The 15,858-nt window shown below is 57.9% G+C and carries 15 protein-coding genes; 8 read left to right on the top strand and 7 right to left on the bottom strand.

The window, feature by feature from the left end:
• Positions 1-19: 19 nt before the first annotated feature.
• The 3 genes from IQ273_RS33510 to IQ273_RS04790 are packed head-to-tail and all read left to right on the top strand — an operon-like array spanning position 20 to position 1,258.
• A complete protein-coding gene (locus IQ273_RS33510) occupies positions 20-526 on the top strand; it encodes a hypothetical protein (RefSeq protein ID WP_397197062.1) in 507 nt (168 codons plus the stop codon).
• A gap of 55 nt (positions 527-581) precedes the next feature.
• A complete protein-coding gene (locus IQ273_RS04795) occupies positions 582-911 on the top strand; it encodes a DUF433 domain-containing protein (protein ID WP_194022032.1) in 330 nt (109 codons plus the stop codon).
• Entirely contained in the window at positions 908-1,258 is a 351-nt protein-coding gene (locus IQ273_RS04790) for a DUF5615 family PIN-like protein (protein ID WP_194022031.1), read from the top strand. The genes IQ273_RS04795 and IQ273_RS04790 overlap by 4 nt, the downstream gene beginning before the upstream one ends.
• A 64-nt stretch (positions 1,259-1,322) precedes the next feature.
• Here the strand turns inward: IQ273_RS04790 and IQ273_RS04785 are convergent, their stop codons facing one another.
• The 3 genes from IQ273_RS04785 to IQ273_RS04775 all read right to left on the bottom strand — a co-directional run bounded on the left by IQ273_RS04785 (position 1,323) and on the right by IQ273_RS04775 (position 5,022).
• Positions 1,323-2,852: a DUF3747 domain-containing protein gene (locus IQ273_RS04785; protein ID WP_228052342.1), complete on the bottom strand. Its 1,530-nt coding sequence runs from the start codon at positions 2,850-2,852 to the stop codon at positions 1,323-1,325.
• Positions 2,853-3,012: 160 nt separating this feature from the next.
• Positions 3,013-4,053: a fatty acid desaturase gene (locus IQ273_RS04780; RefSeq protein WP_194022030.1), complete on the bottom strand. Its 1,041-nt coding sequence runs from the start codon at positions 4,051-4,053 to the stop codon at positions 3,013-3,015.
• Positions 4,054-4,557: 504 nt separating this feature from the next.
• Entirely contained in the window at positions 4,558-5,022 is a 465-nt protein-coding gene (locus IQ273_RS04775; RefSeq protein WP_194022029.1) for a carboxypeptidase-like regulatory domain-containing protein, read from the bottom strand.
• A gap of 316 nt (positions 5,023-5,338) precedes the next feature.
• On the opposite strand from IQ273_RS04775, the gene IQ273_RS04770 reads away from it, so the two are divergent.
• Positions 5,339-6,535, top strand: a complete 1,197-nt coding sequence (locus IQ273_RS04770; protein ID WP_194022028.1) for a glycosyltransferase family 2 protein — start codon at positions 5,339-5,341, stop codon at positions 6,533-6,535.
• A 254-nt stretch (positions 6,536-6,789) separates the two neighbouring features.
• Here the strand turns inward: IQ273_RS04770 and IQ273_RS04765 are convergent, their stop codons facing one another.
• The 4 genes from IQ273_RS04765 to IQ273_RS04750 form a co-directional block, all read right to left on the bottom strand.
• Positions 6,790-7,113, bottom strand: coding sequence for a YnfA family protein (locus tag IQ273_RS04765; RefSeq protein ID WP_194022027.1), 324 nt, complete (start codon positions 7,111-7,113; stop codon positions 6,790-6,792).
• Positions 7,114-7,292: 179 nt separating this feature from the next.
• The gene (locus tag IQ273_RS04760) at positions 7,293-8,675 is read right to left on the bottom strand and encodes a cytochrome P450 (protein ID WP_194022026.1); all 1,383 of its coding nucleotides are present in this window, start codon (positions 8,673-8,675) and stop codon (positions 7,293-7,295) included.
• Positions 8,676-8,791: 116 nt separating this feature from the next.
• On the bottom strand, positions 8,792-8,992 hold the full coding sequence (locus IQ273_RS04755) for a heavy metal transport/detoxification protein (protein ID WP_194022025.1): 201 nt from the start codon (positions 8,990-8,992) through the stop codon (positions 8,792-8,794).
• Positions 8,993-9,229: 237 nt separating this feature from the next.
• The gene (locus IQ273_RS04750; RefSeq protein ID WP_194022024.1) at positions 9,230-9,550 is read right to left on the bottom strand and encodes an AzlD domain-containing protein; all 321 of its coding nucleotides are present in this window, start codon (positions 9,548-9,550) and stop codon (positions 9,230-9,232) included.
• A gap of 138 nt (positions 9,551-9,688) precedes the next feature.
• Between IQ273_RS04750 and IQ273_RS04745 the strand changes: the two genes are divergently transcribed.
• The 4 genes from IQ273_RS04745 (at position 9,689) to IQ273_RS04730 (ending at position 15,817) form a co-directional block, all read left to right on the top strand.
• Positions 9,689-11,467, top strand: coding sequence for a DUF4394 domain-containing protein (locus IQ273_RS04745; protein WP_228052340.1), 1,779 nt, complete (start codon positions 9,689-9,691; stop codon positions 11,465-11,467).
• 135 nt (positions 11,468-11,602) lie between these two features.
• Entirely contained in the window at positions 11,603-12,826 is a 1,224-nt protein-coding gene (locus IQ273_RS04740) for a DUF4331 domain-containing protein (RefSeq protein WP_194022023.1), read from the top strand.
• A 250-nt stretch (positions 12,827-13,076) separates the two neighbouring features.
• A complete protein-coding gene (locus tag IQ273_RS04735; RefSeq protein ID WP_194022022.1) occupies positions 13,077-14,330 on the top strand; it encodes a lipopolysaccharide assembly protein LapB in 1,254 nt (417 codons plus the stop codon).
• A complete protein-coding gene (locus tag IQ273_RS04730; RefSeq protein ID WP_194022021.1) occupies positions 14,327-15,817 on the top strand; it encodes a nickel/cobalt transporter in 1,491 nt (496 codons plus the stop codon). The genes IQ273_RS04735 and IQ273_RS04730 overlap by 4 nt, the downstream gene beginning before the upstream one ends.
• Positions 15,818-15,858 lie beyond the last annotated feature (41 nt).

Here is a 15,858-nt window from a genome sequence, read left to right as displayed (position 1 = left end):
CCCTCGGACAGCTAAATCTATCCCAACAACGCCCCGCCCTCGGATAGCTAGGCGTCAATCAATACAAGACATCTGGCTTGAAGCTGTGGTGGGTATTTTAGGCCTTACTACTGTCGCACTGTTCGCCGTGCCGTTTGTGCACAGAACCTTCTTTCTGTCGTCTGTTCCCTTACCCACTGCGCAGCCCACTACTACGACTCCACCCTCGCCGCCTGCTACAAGTAGTTTGCCCTCACCTACTGCACAGCCCACCACTACGCCTCCGCCTTCGCCGCCTGCTACGAGTAGTCCGCCCTCGCCCACTACGCAGCCCACTGCCACAACTTCGCCTTCCCCTATTGAGACGATCGCAGAATCTACCTGTGTGGTCAAAGGCAATATTTCAATTTCAAGCGGCAACAAGCTCTACCACGTTCCCGGCATGGAAGATTATGAGGGAACAGAGATCCATCTCGACAAGGGAGAGCGGTGGTTTTGCACCGAGGCGGAGGCGATCGCGGCGGGCTGGCGCAGAGCACCCCGATAAGCCCATGACTGAGTAGCCCGGTTACACTTAAACCATAAGTGAAGTTCAATAAGCCATGCCAGTCGTTACGGCCAAATCTTACGTCGAGTATCGCAACGAAGCTTATTGGGTCGAGGGCACTCGAATCTCCATAGATTCTGTTGTCTATGCCTTCCGTGATGGCCTGGCACCCGAAAGCATTGTGCAGTCATTTCCACTACTGACTTTAGAGCAAGTGTATGGGGTGATTACCTTTTATTTGGCCAATCGTGCTGAGGTTGACGCTTACCTGGCGGCAGAGCAAGCTGCTTTCGATGCCATGCCCCAACCTCTACAAGTTTCTGCCCCTGGTTTGTACGACAAGCTCCTAGCGGCTAAAGCCTCGCAGCAGCAGGTAAATTCTTGACCGTTCGCTACCAAGCAGATGCCGATTTGAATCAAGCGATTGTGACCGGGGTGCTGCGGCGAGAGCCTGCGGTGAATTTTCAAAGCGCCTCTGCTGCTGGGTTGGATGGAATTATTGACGCAGAGGTCTTACGCCTCTCGGCACGGCAGGGGCGGATTCTTGTTAGCCACGATCGCAGGACAATGCCCCTGGAGTTTGCTGCATTTATCGCTAGTCAGCAAAGTTCTGGTGTCATCATCGTTTCTAGAAAGCTATCGTTTGAAACAGCGATCGAAGAATTGCTGCTGATTTGGGCCGTATCCAATGCTGAGGAGTGGGTCAATCGAATTGCTAAACTTCCCCTTTGAAACTACCTACATTAGGTCTATCTCCCCCCACCTTTCTCGTCTCTCTAACCGTCCCCGCCTTCATTTACCGACCTAGATAGTTCAAAATACCTCGGGCGATACCGTCGGCGATGCGGTTGACGGCGGCGGGGTCACGAAAGCGGGCGGCATCTTCGGCCCCGGTGACAAAGCCGGTTTCGACCAGCACCGAGGGCATGGTGGTATAGCGCAGCACATAAAAGCGGGCCTGGCGGACGCCGCGATCGCGCATACTCACATTTTGCAGCACCGCGCTGTGAATGCTGCGGGCCAGCCGCTCGCCGCTGGAGAAGTAGTAGGTCTCTAGACCGTTGACCTCGGGACGGCTCATGCTGATGGCATTGGCGTGAATGCTGACAAACAGGTTGGCCCCGGCCCGGTTGGCGTACTGGGCGCGGGCATCGAGATCCACAAAGACATCGCTGCTGCGGGTCATTAGCACGGTAATGCCAGCGGCCTGGAGCTGCTGCTGCACCCGATTAGATACGGCGGTATTGATCTGCTTTTCTTGCATACCGCCAATGCCTACGGCACCGGGGTCGCGACCGCCGTGGCCGGGGTCAATCACCACCACGATCGACCCCTGGGGAATGGGTGGAATCACCGGAGTAGAGGCCACCGCTGGGGCCGAGGCGCTGATAATCTTGGCGGGTAGACTGGCGGCAACCAGAGCGTTGTAGATCTCATCGGCTCGCTGGCGATCGCGAAACAAACCCACCTGCACAACCGACTGACCATCGACGGTGGCGCGAAAGGCTTCGGGCTCGACGGCGCGCACCTGTTGCAGCGTGTTGTTGTTGGTAATCGGCACGATGACGCGGAAGTGGTTGCCCGTGGGCGTGGTGCCGCTGGATGGCGGCGTTTGGGCAATGGGCGTGCTGGGTACGGTGGGAAGTGCTGGGGCTGGTGCGCCCTGCGACAGGGGTGGAGCAGCCCCGGTGGCCAGCCGCACATCCAGCGGGGCGTCGTGAGTGAGGTAGATGTGGCCAACGGGCTGGCCGTTGTAGGTGCGGCGGGCCATCTGCCAGCCGGGGTTGAGCTGAATCTTCAGGAAACCATTGGTGCGGCCATTGGTGCGGCCAATTTCGATGGGCGGGGCCGAGCGATCGCGGGTTGGCCTGGCAAACAGCACCAGGTCATTCTGCCGAGCCGACACCTCCAGACGGTAGTGCACGCCCAGGTCTTGGCCGTTGACACGCACTGAGTAGCCGTTGCTATCGGTCTTGCGATCGCAGGCTCCGGTAAAGTCAAAATTGAGCAGCAGTGGGTCAATGGCCACCGGCCCGTTCCCTGGGTTTTGCTCCTGCCAGCACTGCCGCTGGTTGGGAACTTGCTCCAAAATCATCAGGTTGTAGAAGGCCCCATCGCGCACGGGAGTAGCGATCGCCACGGTTAGGCTGGGGTCAATGGGCTGTTGTTCAAACTGCTGTGCCCTAGCTATAGGGGCGGCAGCCAGCCCCGCCAGCACCACGGCAGCGGTCGTGAGTAACGTATTCAGTGGACGAGACAGCAGGGCCATAGCGATTGGTGTAGCGGTGTGAAGAGCGGAGTAGCGTTCGGGGTCTAAAGCTGGCAAGACTCCTAATGCTACTCACGATTGTGGCGATGGCAAGGGCCAGTTGCGAAGTAACGTGTCGCAGTTTACCAATTGTCCTTACCAAAGACAAAACCGGCCCAGAAAACCTGGGCCGGTGGCGGGGGCTAAATCGCCCCTGACGAGACATTTAGGCGATGCTTTAGCGGCCCAAATCTCGGAAGGTTTGGTAAGCCTGCTCAGGGTGATAGATATGACAGCGCCCTGTAATTGTCCGCATCAGATCGAGGGAGAACCGGGTCTCTTTCATTAGCGGTGCCCAGTTGGCTTTGAGCGCTGCGTAGGCAGGCCGCAGGTTGTAGGACGGTATACCCACTGAGATATGGTGGGGAACATGGACGTTGATATCGTGGCACAGCACTTCAATCCACTTGGGATAGTCACAGTGGAGCGTGCCAGAGAGCTGGGCCTCGGCTTCATTCCAGGTGTCGTCGTAGTGGAACTGAATTTCAGGAATGGTGTGGTGCACCAGGGTGAAGGTGCTCATCCAGAAGTGGTAGCCCAGCCAGGGCATCAGCCAGTACTTGACCACGCCCCAGGGGCCAGCAAAGTAAAACAGTGTGGGGAAGAATATCGCCGCAAAGATCACTACTGCTGCAATTGAGCGCTTGACCTTGGCATGGTCGCGGGGTTCAAAATTGCGCAGGTCAAAGTGCAGCGCTCCCCAGTGAGCCACCGATGCCAGCCACCACAGCCAGCCCCGCATGCTCTGGTAAACCACCTGCAAAAAGCCACCAGCGCCAGAATATTCTTCCTGACTCCACGGGGCCCAGGCGTTGTCGATCTCCATGTTGTTGGTGTGGCGGTGGTGAATGTCGTGCAGCAGCCGCCAGCTGTGGAAGGGGTAAATTAGCGGCAGAAACATGATGTGCCCCAGCCAGTTGTTGACCCAGCGGCGGTTGGCAAAGGAGCGATGGCCGCAGTCGTGGCCAATCACAAAAAAGCCGGTAAGTGCCGTGCCCGTCACAAACCAGGCCACCGGCAGTAAAAACCAGGGCGAGAGGGCGATCGCAACGTAACCTAGGGCTACCGTACCTACGCTGAGCAGCACTGCAGTCCACGCTTTGCGGGAATCTTTTTGAAAATATGCCTTAGGAATAGTTTGAATAACCTGCTTTAGAGTCAGGTCGCCATACGGATTCACATCCGCGGCTTTAGCGGAAGGCTCAAAAATTGCAGTCAAGGAATAGTCTCCAGAAAAGTTAAGGTGCGAACGTCGGGGCTGGACTATAGCTGCCCAAAAAAAATCTGTTCACCCCGAAGGGAACCGAACAGAGCCTAAGCTTGATTGCAAAATCGAGATATCAGCAAGCCGAATCAACTCAACAACTCAGATAACCGCCGCAAACAGCTTAATGGAGCAAAGACTGGCCCATGAGGACGCTTATAATTCCTTAACAATCATATCATGCTCAGTTTTGCTTGCTAGCTACGCTGAGAGCTTTATATTGATTTCTGCAAAACGAGTGTTGATTTATGGCGCATAGTACCATCGAAAACCGCACTTCTACACAGCAACGAGGCGCTGCACCTCCAGCAGAAACCCGGTCTCGATGAAAGTTACTAATACATTGCCTAACCAGGCATCAGTGTGGTTTCAATCACCCAAAAGTTCTGCCCTCGGCATCCCTAGCAGCAGGCCAGGCAGGTCGAGGGCAGCCGTTAACCGCTGCACTTGAAGGATTGTTTAGCGACGGCGACGGGTAAACCCTAGCCAGGCTAGCGCTCCACCGATAGAAATCATCAGCGGCATGAAGGCAGCGGCAGCGCGGTAGTGTACATCTTCGGTCGAGTCGAGGCTAATGCCGTCGTAGATAATGCCCTTGTCGCCCACGGGCACGGTCCAGTAGTCGGCGTGGCTGCGGGTGTCATCTTCGATCGCCACTTCCCAGTCGCCCGGTATCGACTCGTCGGGCACAAAGGCAAATCGCCCCTCACTGTCGGTGGTGGTGGTCATCCAGGGCTCGTCGGAGCTGTTGGGGGCGTAAATACTGACCGTTGCGCCCACAAACGGCTCTCCAGAACTAAACCTCGACTGAAACTCAAGCTGATTGTCGAGAGTGTAAAACGTTTCAACCTGGTGTGCGCTTGCCTGGGCCGGAAACCCCACCAGAGCCAAACACATGACCAAAGCAACAAGCAACCGTTTCATAGCGCAAGCGATCCGTGAATTCTGTGTGGCTTTTATTGTAGCGAGAGTTGCGAAGAGCTGAGCTGAGTCTAAAGGTTCCGGTAAAAGCGCGACTAACCAGGACGTGAACCATACCCAAGCGAGAGGACAACACCCTGCTCAAGCAGCAAGCAGCCCACCTTTAGCGATCGCGCCCTACTGTGCCGCAAACTGCTCAAGCGCGGCCAGAGCGATTGTGCAGCGGTGAGCGCAATGGAACGGTGTCTTGCCGGACGGCCTCGCCCCCAACTCGGTTCAACCGTAGTAGATTGCTACTGAATGACGGCGGGAATAGGCCATGTTGGACACGATAACGTTTGCACTGGACGGGTTGCTTGGTATTGCGCTGGTGGCGATCGCGGCCTTTACCTGGAAGCTGACCCAGTCGCTGAAAGCGGCTCCTCGATTAGAACCAGCTGATACTGCACCACCAGAATCGTCTATTGATGTGATTATTCCGGCCTATAACGAGGCTGAGAACATTCGCGCCTGTGTGGCAGCGGTGCTGACGACCGCCCTGCCAGGGGCTAAGCGTTTTGAGGTCTGGATTGCCGACGACCAATCGAGCGATGCCACTGGGCAACTGGCTGCCGAACTCGCTGCGCAGCACGCCAACGTTCACCACCTGACGGTGCCGCCGCGCCCAACAGGGGAAGTCTGGCACGGCAAAAACTGGGCCTGTGCCCACGCCGCGCAGTTTACCAAGGGCGACTACCTGCTGTTTATTGATGCCGATGTGCGGCTGTCGGCGGGAGCGATCGCCGCTGCCCTGAGCGAGGCTCAAACCCACCAGGCCGATCTGCTGAGCTGTGGCCCCAAAATTGAGTGTGGCTGCTTCGCCGAGTGGCTGGTGCAGCCGATTATGATGAGCGCGAGCGCGATCGCCTACGACTTTCAGGCTATCAACGACTCGACGGCAGTAGACGATGCCTTTGCCGCTGGGCCATTTATGCTGTTTCGGCGCGCCGCCTACGACCAAATTGGTGGCCACGCCGCCATTCACGACGTAATTGTGGAAGATGTGGAGCTGGCCCGCCAGATCCGGCGGCAGAATTTGGCGCTGCGCTACGTGCTGGGCATTGACCTGCTGGGGGTGCGGATGTATTCATCGTTTGGCACCCTGTGGGAGGGGTGGACAAAAAACTACTACCTGGGCACCGAAGAAAATTTGCCGCTGACGCTGCTGTCTGCCTTCACCATTGCCATGGTGTTTGTGATGCCCTGGGTGGGGCTGCTGGCCAGCCTTACCGCGCTCCTGCTCAGTCCCGAATTTTCCTGGCCTGTAGCGATGCTCTATGGGTTGACGGCGCTGACGCTGGTGGCCTACGGGCTGCTGCGGTGGCTGAGCTACCGCCAGGTGGGAGTGCCCCTGCGCTACTGGTGGCTGAGCAGCGTGGGCGGCCTGATTGTGGTGGCGATCGCCCTTACTTCCATTATCAAAACCAAGACCGGCTGGGGCTGGACCTGGCGGGGGCAATCGCTCAAAGCGTCCTAGAGCATCGGTACAGTATTGCTGCTTTAGCAAGAGCAAGTTGCGCAGGCCAAAGCCGCTGGTGAAAGCCCGATTTGCCGCCGGGGCCATTTCGCTGGCCCCGGTCCCCCGTCGACCAGGGACGTTCCGCCGCCCTAGACCCGACAGAAAGGAGTGGGCGATCATCGGTTTAAACCTCTGTTCTGTCCAGGAAGTGATGGGGGGCTATGGTCGCTGCGGCTGCACATCTGGGGTTTTAGCGATACTGTATGGGTTCTCTAGCGTCTGGGGGCATACATCATGATCAGAACACCCAGCAAAACCACCCAGCCGCCGAGCCAGTCGAAGCGATCGGGTTTGACCTGGTCAACCAGCCAGCCCCAGGCGATCGACAGCACAATGAAAATTCCGCCATAGGCTGCATAGGCGCGGCCAAAATGGGTGGGTTGCAGCGTAGGTACGGCCCCGTAGATGCCCAAAATTGCCACACCCAGCACCGCCAGCCAGGGGCTTTTGCCTTCTCGTAGTGCCAGCCAGACCAGGTAGCCGCCGCCAATTTCACACAGGCCAGCCAGCACAAAAAACAGCAGCGATCGCGCCATGGTTCAGCCTTTGGTTCTAGGGATAGTTCTGACCAACGCTACATCACTAAGCGTTAATACTGAATTCGCCTTGGCTAACCACGGTTGGGCTGGGCAAACGGTTGTTTGCCCCTGCGCAAGTCGCCGGTTTGGAATCGGGGTTATGTGATTCGGCTTTGTTACAACACCATTTCGCTGAGCTAGGTAGTCCTAATGTTTGCCGCCCGATCGCGCTTTTTAAAAACCACGTTGAGGCCCGACTTAGGCCTGAGGGTCGGAATGGGGGTCATGGTGAGGTCTTGATCGGGCACCAGTTCCCAGGTGTAGTGGCGTAGCAGGTGGGCGGCCACCAGCTTGATTTCGAGCTGGGCAAAGGCCAGACCCAGGCACACGCGGGGGCCGCCGCCAAAGCCCACCAGGCTAAAGTCGTAGCGCTTGTGCTCGGCTCGCTCGGGGCCAAAGCGATCGGGGTCGAAGGTTTCGGGGTTGGTGTAGATGCGGCGATCGCGGTGGGCCGCATCAATTCTGTACAGCGCCATCCAGCCCTCGGGCACGCGGTAGCCGTTGAACTCAAAGGACTTAACTACGCCGCGAAAGCCCCCGGCCACGGGCGGGTATAGCCGCTCCACCTCTTTGACCACCTGGTCGAGGTAGGGCATCTGCCGAATTTGCTCTAGGGCGACTCCGGGACGGATCGCGTCGCTTCCGGCCATTAACGCCACCTGCTCCTGCCGCGCCCGCTCCCAGACATCGGGGTGCTGCGCCAGCGACATAACCAGCGAGGTCAGCATAGAGGTCGTCGTTTCATGCCCCGCGAACAGCATCAGCAGGGCCTGGGCCTTGATTTCTTCTAAGCTGAGGCGGTTGCCGTCTTCGTCTTCGCTCTGCACCAGCAGGCCCAGGGCATCGTGGGTGGGGCGGGCCTGGCGCTCTTTAACCACCTGCTCAATGTGGTCTAGCAGGCGATCGCGCGCTTTAATCGCTTTGCCAAAGGGCGTCCAGCCCCAGCGAATGGGCGGTGAAAACAAGCCATTGGTCAAATCGGCAAACCACTGTGACATCTGGGCGCTCTGCTCGCCTGGTTCGCTGCCGAGCAGCAGGGTGCTGGCAATGTCAAAGGTGAGCCGCTTGATCTCATCGAACCAGGTGAACTGGCCCAGGTTCTCCCACCGCTGGGCGTAGCGATCGGTGAGAGACTGCATCGTGTCTACATAGCCAACCAGGGCGGGGCCGTGAAAGGCGGGCATGAGCAGCTTGCGGTTGCGGCGGTGCTCTTCGCCCTCCTGCAAAAAGAGTGATTCGCCCAAAAGTTCCTTAAAGGTACCAGGCCAGCCCTCTCGCCAGGAGAAACAGTCCATGTGGCTCGACAGCACAAACTGGTTGGCCTCTGGCCCCATCATTACCACCGTGGGGCGACCCAGCAGGCGCGTTTTGAAGATGGCACCGTACTTGGCCTGGCGCTTGCGGGCAAACTCGCGATCGAACAAGAAGCTGAGGGTTTCACCCACCACGGGTAGGCCAAAACTACCGGGGGGCAAAGGCCCCGAGTCTGGGATGCCTGAATTTGGGATGGAGGTAGCCATATACTCAAGCAAGAAGGCGAGCGTTAAGTTTGGCCCCAAGGCCAACGCCCTCTAGAGTAGCGCAGAGCTATGACGGTAGGCCCTTAGGCAGGTTATCCTTCCATCCCAAGCCGTTGTTAAGCGGGGGCAATATTGTGACCAGCGGCCACAATCAGTTCTTTGAAGGTTTCTTCGGAGGCCCTAGAGCTGATAGTGATGGTTTTGGCCTGAGAATTAATGTCAATATTGGCGTCGGGTTCAGAGGTAAGAATGAGTTTCTTAAGCTCTTGCTCCGACTGTTGATCGCCTAGAGTTGGGACCTTAAACTGCCACGCCATAGTAATTTCTCTACCTTTACCTATCGTTTTCTCCATCTACTTTAGGCAGTGGGTAATGGTGGTGTCGTCTACAGAAAGGCTGAATTTCTGGGGAGAAATGAGCCGAAACGGCTGCCTGAACGGCGGTGGCCAGACCTGAGGCTAGGTTTCATCGGCTAAAGCCAGAACCCGCTGCATAATCTCCTCAGACAGCTACATCCTTGTATTGTCCAGTCGATACACCAGCGGTTTTGATGGTTAGCTAACCAGCCAGCCCCAGCCCCAAAATACGACCATGCCACCCGCGATGGTGAGCAGCAGGTTCTTGCGCCAAAGGGCGAGGATGACGCAGGCGATCGCCCCCACCAGCCGCGCATTTTGCCACCCCAGCCATAGGGTTTCGCCATCGGGCAGCACGACCGCAGGCACTACGATCGCGGTCAGTACCACTGGGGGCACGTAGCCCAAGGCCCGCACCAGGGTCGGCGATAGCTGAATGCGACCGCTGAAGGCCAGCAGCACGTAGCGAATTGAAAACGTCACCAGGGCCATACAGGCTACCAAAAGCCAGTCATTCATAACCAGTTCCCCAATCGATGTAAAGCTTTGATAAAGCTGTCCTGATTTAAATCTGCTTCACAAACTCAGGCGTAATAGGCATGAAAACCTTAAACAGCTGGTTGCTTGATTCAAGCACCAAGCATAGGAGTTTTTAACATGCCCCCCTCCGATTCCAATACCCCCGCTTCTGACTTTTCCTTTGTCGAAGTTGATGACACTGGAGAGCGGCTCGATGGGGCCATCCCCATTGTCGCTGACTTAGCACAGCCGTTAACAGCCATCTCTGGAACCCTCGCTGGAGATGCTGATCTCTTTCAACTGTTTATTTCTGGCGAGCAGCCGTTTTCAGCGACCACGCTGAATCCAGCCACGCTGCTCGGCCTGCCCATCGACAATACGCTGGGTATTCCTACCAGTCTGCTGCAAGACCCGCAGCTCTTTTTGTTTGATGCTGCTGGCAACGGTGTCTATGGCAATGATGATTTGTTTGGCTCAGCCCAGGCCACCCTGCCCTCGATGGCGGGGCTGCTTGAGCCAGGCATTTATTACCTGGCTATTTCTGGTTTTGACTATGACTCGATCAGCACGGGTGGGGAGATCTTTCCCGACAGCTCTTTTGATGGCGTTTTGCTGCCTACCGGACCGGGTGGCGGTTCGCCGCTAGTCGGGTTTGCTGGTGAGAGCGCATCGGGCGGAACCTACACGATCGCCCTGACGGGGGCTCAAACCATCCAGCCTGTTGCGCCGCCAATGGACTTCGATCTGCTGGGTCTGACCGACGCCAATCAGATCGTGGCGTTTTCCACCAGTAATTTGGCCCAAACCAAAACACTGTCGGTTTCTGGAGTCGAGGGCACGCTGCTCGGTATTGACGTGCGTCCGGCTAACGGCTTGATCTATGGCCTGACCACAACCAACCAGATATACACCATTGCCCTCGGTGAGGAGAGCGCTGAGGCAACCCTGGTGAGCACGCTGTCTCAGCCCTTTGAGGGCGGTGCTGTATCAGGGTTTGACTTCAACCCGGTGGCGGATCGACTGCGCCTGGTGGGAGAGAATGACCAGGACTTTCGCATCAATGTGGATACGGGTGCGGTGATTGTCGATGGAGACCTCGCCTTCTCTGGTGATGATGTCAATGCGGGCGTAAATCCCAGCGTGACTGGGGCGGCCTACACCAACTCCTTTGCGGGCACTACATCGACCCAGCTGTATGACCTCGACAGCGCCCTCGATAGCTTGCTGCTGCAAAGCCCGCCCAACGATGGCACCTTGCAGACGGTGGGAATGCTGGGGTTTGACCTGGATACCCTGGGCGGGTTCGAGATTGTGTCGACCTCGGCAGGCGACAACACGGCGTTTGCGGTGTCTAACGCAATGTTGTACAGCCTCAACCTGGAGTCTGGAGTGGCGACCAGTCTGGGTGCGATCGCAGACGGCAGCGAGATTGTGTTCCAGGGATTGACGGCTGCGCCCCCGATGGCGGAGGTTGATCCCTTGCCCGAACTGTTTGACCTGACTGGCTTTGACGGCAACGTGGCGGTCAACGTGATCCGACGGCTCTCGCGGGAAGCCGTTTTTGACAACGTGCTGTCTTTTTATGAAACCGATGCGCTGGGACAGGTAGATGGCCTGCTGCCGGGAGATAGCGGCTATGAGGCCGCTGCCGCCGCCAATTTGATTGACGACATCACCTTAATGGTTGGTAACAACCAAAGTATCGATGTGACTGTGAGCCTCCTCGGCGGCACCTACTATGCACCGGCATTGTTGATCGACGGCAGTTTGCAAAACCTCGCGACAGTCGGCGATGCTGCCCTAGGCCAAACGCGCATTAAGCGCGAGGGGAACACATGGCTCTTTGAAGATGCCGGGGATTTTGACTTTAACGACCTGGTCGTAACGCTCACCCCTGAGATTGCCGGGATTACCTAGGCGATCGCCCAAACCACGTCTTTTATCTATCTCTTTATTGGCTTAACAAGCCTTGGAATCTAAGCTGCTGAAGCCGCTGCGATACCAGGGCTGAAGTTCCGTATTTTCTACCAACAATCAAGGGCTATACCTACCATGAAGACTATCAATCAAACGTTCAAAAAAGCCCTCTATGCCACGGGATTAGGGCTGGGGCTAGCGGCCACCCTGGGCGCAGGTGCTTTGTTTGTCAACGCGTCTGACCACGACGACGGTGAGTCAGAAATTAAAGGGCGCAACCTGAACCTGACCGATTTGTACGTGTTTCGAGAAGTGGATCAAAACCCCAGTGCTTCGTCGAACAATCTAGTTTTAGTTATGAATACGAATCCTCGTTCTCTAGCGGGGCAACAGTATTATTTCAGCACCCGAGCGGCGTACAAGTTCAACATTTCTCGCGTTACCAACAACGATGCTACACCGGACGGGATATCGGATGTTGTTTTGGAGTTTGAGTTTGGCCCGCCGGACAGCGATAACCGCCAAGACTATACCCTCACCGTGACCAAAGACGGCAGCAGTGACGTAATTGAAGGCCAAACCACCGCGCTCAGAGAGACTCCGATCTTGAATACGGGTAGCGTCGACGGCTCCACCGTTCAAGTTTTTGCGGGACTGCGCGAAGATCCATTCTTCTTTGATGTGGAGCAGTTCTTTCGGGTGCGGGCAGGGGCTTTGGGTAAAGGGCCTGCGGTTGGGTTTCGTGAACCCGATCAAGCGGTGGACTTTGCCCAGGGCTACAACGTCAATGCGATCGCCGTTCAGCTGCCCATTGGGCTATTGCAGGGCTCAGAAGACGCCACCACCTTTGATGTGTGGATGACGGTGTCGCTGCCGGGGAGCCAGAAACTTAACCAGGTCGAGCGACTGGCCCGTCCAGCCGTGAATGAGGGCTTGATTGTCACCAACGATTTCTTGAACACCCTCAACAGCGTTGACCCCGCCTTTGAGGCGGCGGCCCTGGCGGGGCGAGAACCGGCGGCCAGCGCGGCGGCCCCCATCATCGGCGAGGCCAAACAAACTCTGCTGGCGATCGGCAATAACGAGGCCAGGGCCGATGCTCTGCTCCAGGCGTTTTTGCCCGATGTCATGCGAATTGACACGACCGTTCCTAGCGGTTATGCCAACGCCCTGAACGCTAAAGGCAGCCCCATTGCTGGACGCCTGCTGATGGATGACGTTGTCGACATTACGCTCTCTGTGCTCACCAATGGTGGCATTACCACCGACAACGTGTCCTATGTGGGAACGCCCGGTAACCCGGCTCAGGGTCATGATCCCCTAGTGCCGTCGTTTCCCTACCTGGCACCGGCCAACTAGCGCTTCTCTAGCGCTGGCCCATAGCGGCTTCAGACCATTTCTCTAAGCGCAAAAGGGCCAAATCCTGGGATTCGGGCGGCGTGCTTGTCGCTTATGCGGCTGCCGCCCGAATCTCAAGCAAAGTCTGGTCAGTACAGGATGCGAGGATGCGATCGCAATGATAACTATCAGATCAATTACGTCTCCCTTGGGGCGAGGGTATCCGGTTCGGCTGCTAACCGTGGGTTTGCTATCGCTAGGGGCAGTCGCCTTGACGCAACCCGATCGGCAGTATTGGTCGGGCTTGTGGCACCAGAGCCTTTACAACTACCCGTTTTCGGGTTCTGTGTCCAGCCAAAATCAGCACACTCTAGAGCAGTCGATTTCGTTCTACCAAGGTCGAATTCAGCAAAACCCGGCCGATGGACTCGATCAGGCGGCGCTGGCTAATCTCTACATTCAGATGGCTCGCGCCACTCGCAACGACAGCTGGTACCTGCTGGCCGAAAAAGCGGCTCAGCAGTCGCTAGCCAAGATGCCCTTTGAGAATTCTGGGGCGACCCTGGCCCTGGCCAAGATCGCTGAGGCTCAGCACGACTTTGAGACCGCTGTTAGTCTCGCTGAAAGCGTTGGCAGCCCTGATGCCTTGGGGCTGGTGATTACCTCTCAGCTGGCGCTGGGACAGCTCGACGATGCCGCCAACCTAGCTAACGCACTCGCCGAGCAGTATCCATCCTTGGGGAGCCTGACGTTGCGGGCGCTGACCCACGAGGCCCAGGGGCGCGACGAGCTGGCCCTGGCGGATTTTAAGGCGGCGATCGCCGCCGAAGAACCTGCTAACACTGCCGGTTCGGCCCAAACCCGCGTGTTTTTGGGCCGGTTCTACGCCCAGCGGGGCGACGACAAAACCGCTCAAGCCCTTTACCACGAAGCGCTGCAAATCGTCCCTGACTATCCGCTAGCGCATCTTCAAATGGCCGAGCTGGCTACGGTTGAGGGCCACTATCGCACGGCCAAACACCACTACCGGGCCGTCGGGGGGGCGATCGCGCTCCACGGCCTGGCCCGCATTGAAGCCCTGCGGGGCCGATCAGAAACCGCAGCCTGGACTGTGGCCGAAACTGAGCTGCGCCGCAGCATCGACAGTAATGCCCTGGGGCATCGACGCGATTTGGCCCACCTGCTGCTGGAACGGGGTGACCCGGCAGACATAGCGGAGGCGGTAACGCTGATGGAAACCGAAGCTACCAACCGCCGCGATGCCAAGACCCTCCATTTACTGGCCTGGGCGCTGCAGGAGGCAGGTCAGCTATCGGCGGCACAACAGGTGATGCGAGAGGCGCTAGACTCGGGCATCCACAGCGCCGGGATGGCCTACCGAGCGGGCGAGATTGAGCTGGCCCTGGGCCACTCCGCCCAGGCGGAACAGTTTTTTCGCCAGGTGGCAGAAATTAACCCTGCGTTTAACCCTCAAACCCGGCAACGGTTAGGACTCGTCAGGCAGAATGAGAGGCTTTTACCATGACCCAGCAGTTACGCCGCTATTGTTTACGCCGCTACAGTGTTTTAGGTTTTCTGGTCGCCGTGACCTGCATCGTAATTGGGCTGGCGATCGCCCCGCCCGCCGCCGCCCACTGGGGCGATTTGGCCACCGCTGAAATTGGGCTGGCAGAGACGGAAACGCGCATTACCCTGACTTACCCCACCGGATTAACGGCCTTTGCCGATGACGACGGCAGCGGACGACTCTCGACGGCGGAACTCCTGCGCCATCGGCAGGCGCTAACGCAGCAGCTTGAGCCCGCGATCGCCCTCAAAGATAGCCGCAATCAATCGCCCCGGCTGACGATCCTGCCCGCCGTAGACAGCGTTTCTACCAACGCCAGGATTGCCCCGAGTAGCCACACGACACTACAGCTGTTGTACTCCTGGGCCGAGCCACCGTCGGGGCTAGCGATCGCCTACACCTTTTTCCCTGCCGATGCGCCCGAGGCGAGCTGTCTGGCCACCATTGCCCAAAACGGGCAGGTCATCAACCACGTCTTCACGCCTAAAGACCCCACCTTCACCGTGACATCGCCAGACGCAGCCGCCCTGGGCAGTAGAGCCTGGTTTATCACGCTGATTGGCGCATTTTTGTGGGGGGCGGTGCACTCGCTGTCGCCGGGGCATGGCAAAACTTTGGTAGGGGCCTATTTGGTGGGTGAACGGGCCACCTCCCGCCACGCCCTGTTTTTGGCCCTGATGACTACCGTGACTCACACCCTCGGCGTGTTTGCCCTGGGGTTGATTACTCTGGCCGCCGCCCGCTATGTGCTGCCCGAGCAAATTTATCCGTGGTTAGGCCTGATCTCAGGCGGCATGATTGTCTGCATTGGCGCTAACCTAGTTGCCCAGCGATCGCAGCGGCAGCGCTCTAGCCATCACAGCGCCCATACTCACGTCCCTAGCGAAGCGGCCCATGCTAGCGCCCACTCTCCCGGTGAACTAGCTCACGCTCACGCCCACAAAAAATCTCACGCCCACAACCACTCGACCCACGGCCACCACCACCCTCACCATTCCCACGGGCATCATGCCCATGCCTCCGCTCACTCTGATCACGACTCCGATCATCACCATTCCCACACCCACAATTCTGCTCACCACCACCACGGCGGGCACTCCCATAGCCACTTGCCCGTAACCGATGGCACTACCACCTGGCGCAGTCTGCTGCTGCTGGGTCTGTCGGCGGGGCTGGTGCCCTGCCCGGCGGCCCTGGTGCTGCTGCTGGGGGCGATCGCCTTTGGCAATCCGATTTCGGGGTTGCTGCTGGTGGTGGCGTTTAGCCTGGGGCTGGCCAGCGTTTTAGCAGGGTTGGGTCTGCTGATGGTGTCGGCCAAACGGGTGTTTAAGCAGGTGCCCATGCCTCGTTGGCAGGCGTTTCAGTGGCTACCGCTGATCAGCGCTGTGGGCATCACCGTGATTGGTCTGGGCATTTCGACCCGATCGATTTTGCAGCTGCTCTGACCTGGCCAACGTCGCAGCGCCAGCGTTGGCACTCCACATGT

It is taken from the genome of Nodosilinea sp. LEGE 07298 (genome assembly GCF_015207265.1).
Classification (GTDB): Bacteria; Cyanobacteriota; Cyanobacteriia; order Phormidesmidales; family Phormidesmidaceae; genus Nodosilinea.
Note: the sequence above shows the minus strand (reverse complement) of the source record. Positions and strands in the feature narration are given on the sequence as shown.

What these genes read in the sequence shown, in the direction of transcription:
- IQ273_RS04765 (WP_194022027.1), bottom strand. Translation starts at nt 7,113, where the DNA reads ATGGCGCGATCGCTGCTGTTTTTTGTGCTGGCTGGCCTGTGTGAAATT.
- IQ273_RS04775 (WP_194022029.1), bottom strand. Translation starts at nt 5,022, where the DNA reads ATGAAACGGTTGCTTGTTGCTTTGGTCATGTGTTTGGCTCTGGTGGGG.
- IQ273_RS04750 (WP_194022024.1), bottom strand. Translation starts at nt 9,550, where the DNA reads ATGAATGACTGGCTTTTGGTAGCCTGTATGGCCCTGGTGACGTTTTCA.
- IQ273_RS04730 (WP_194022021.1), top strand. Translation starts at nt 14,327, where the DNA reads ATGACCCAGCAGTTACGCCGCTATTGTTTACGCCGCTACAGTGTTTTA.
- IQ273_RS04740 (WP_194022023.1), top strand. Translation starts at nt 11,603, where the DNA reads ATGAAGACTATCAATCAAACGTTCAAAAAAGCCCTCTATGCCACGGGA.
- IQ273_RS04760 (WP_194022026.1), bottom strand. Translation starts at nt 8,675, where the DNA reads ATGGCTACCTCCATCCCAAATTCAGGCATCCCAGACTCGGGGCCTTTG.
- IQ273_RS04755 (WP_194022025.1), bottom strand. Translation starts at nt 8,992, where the DNA reads ATGGCGTGGCAGTTTAAGGTCCCAACTCTAGGCGATCAACAGTCGGAG.
- IQ273_RS04745 (WP_228052340.1), top strand. Translation starts at nt 9,689, where the DNA reads ATGCCCCCCTCCGATTCCAATACCCCCGCTTCTGACTTTTCCTTTGTC.
- IQ273_RS04770 (WP_194022028.1), top strand. Translation starts at nt 5,339, where the DNA reads ATGTTGGACACGATAACGTTTGCACTGGACGGGTTGCTTGGTATTGCG.
- IQ273_RS04795 (WP_194022032.1), top strand. Translation starts at nt 582, where the DNA reads ATGCCAGTCGTTACGGCCAAATCTTACGTCGAGTATCGCAACGAAGCT.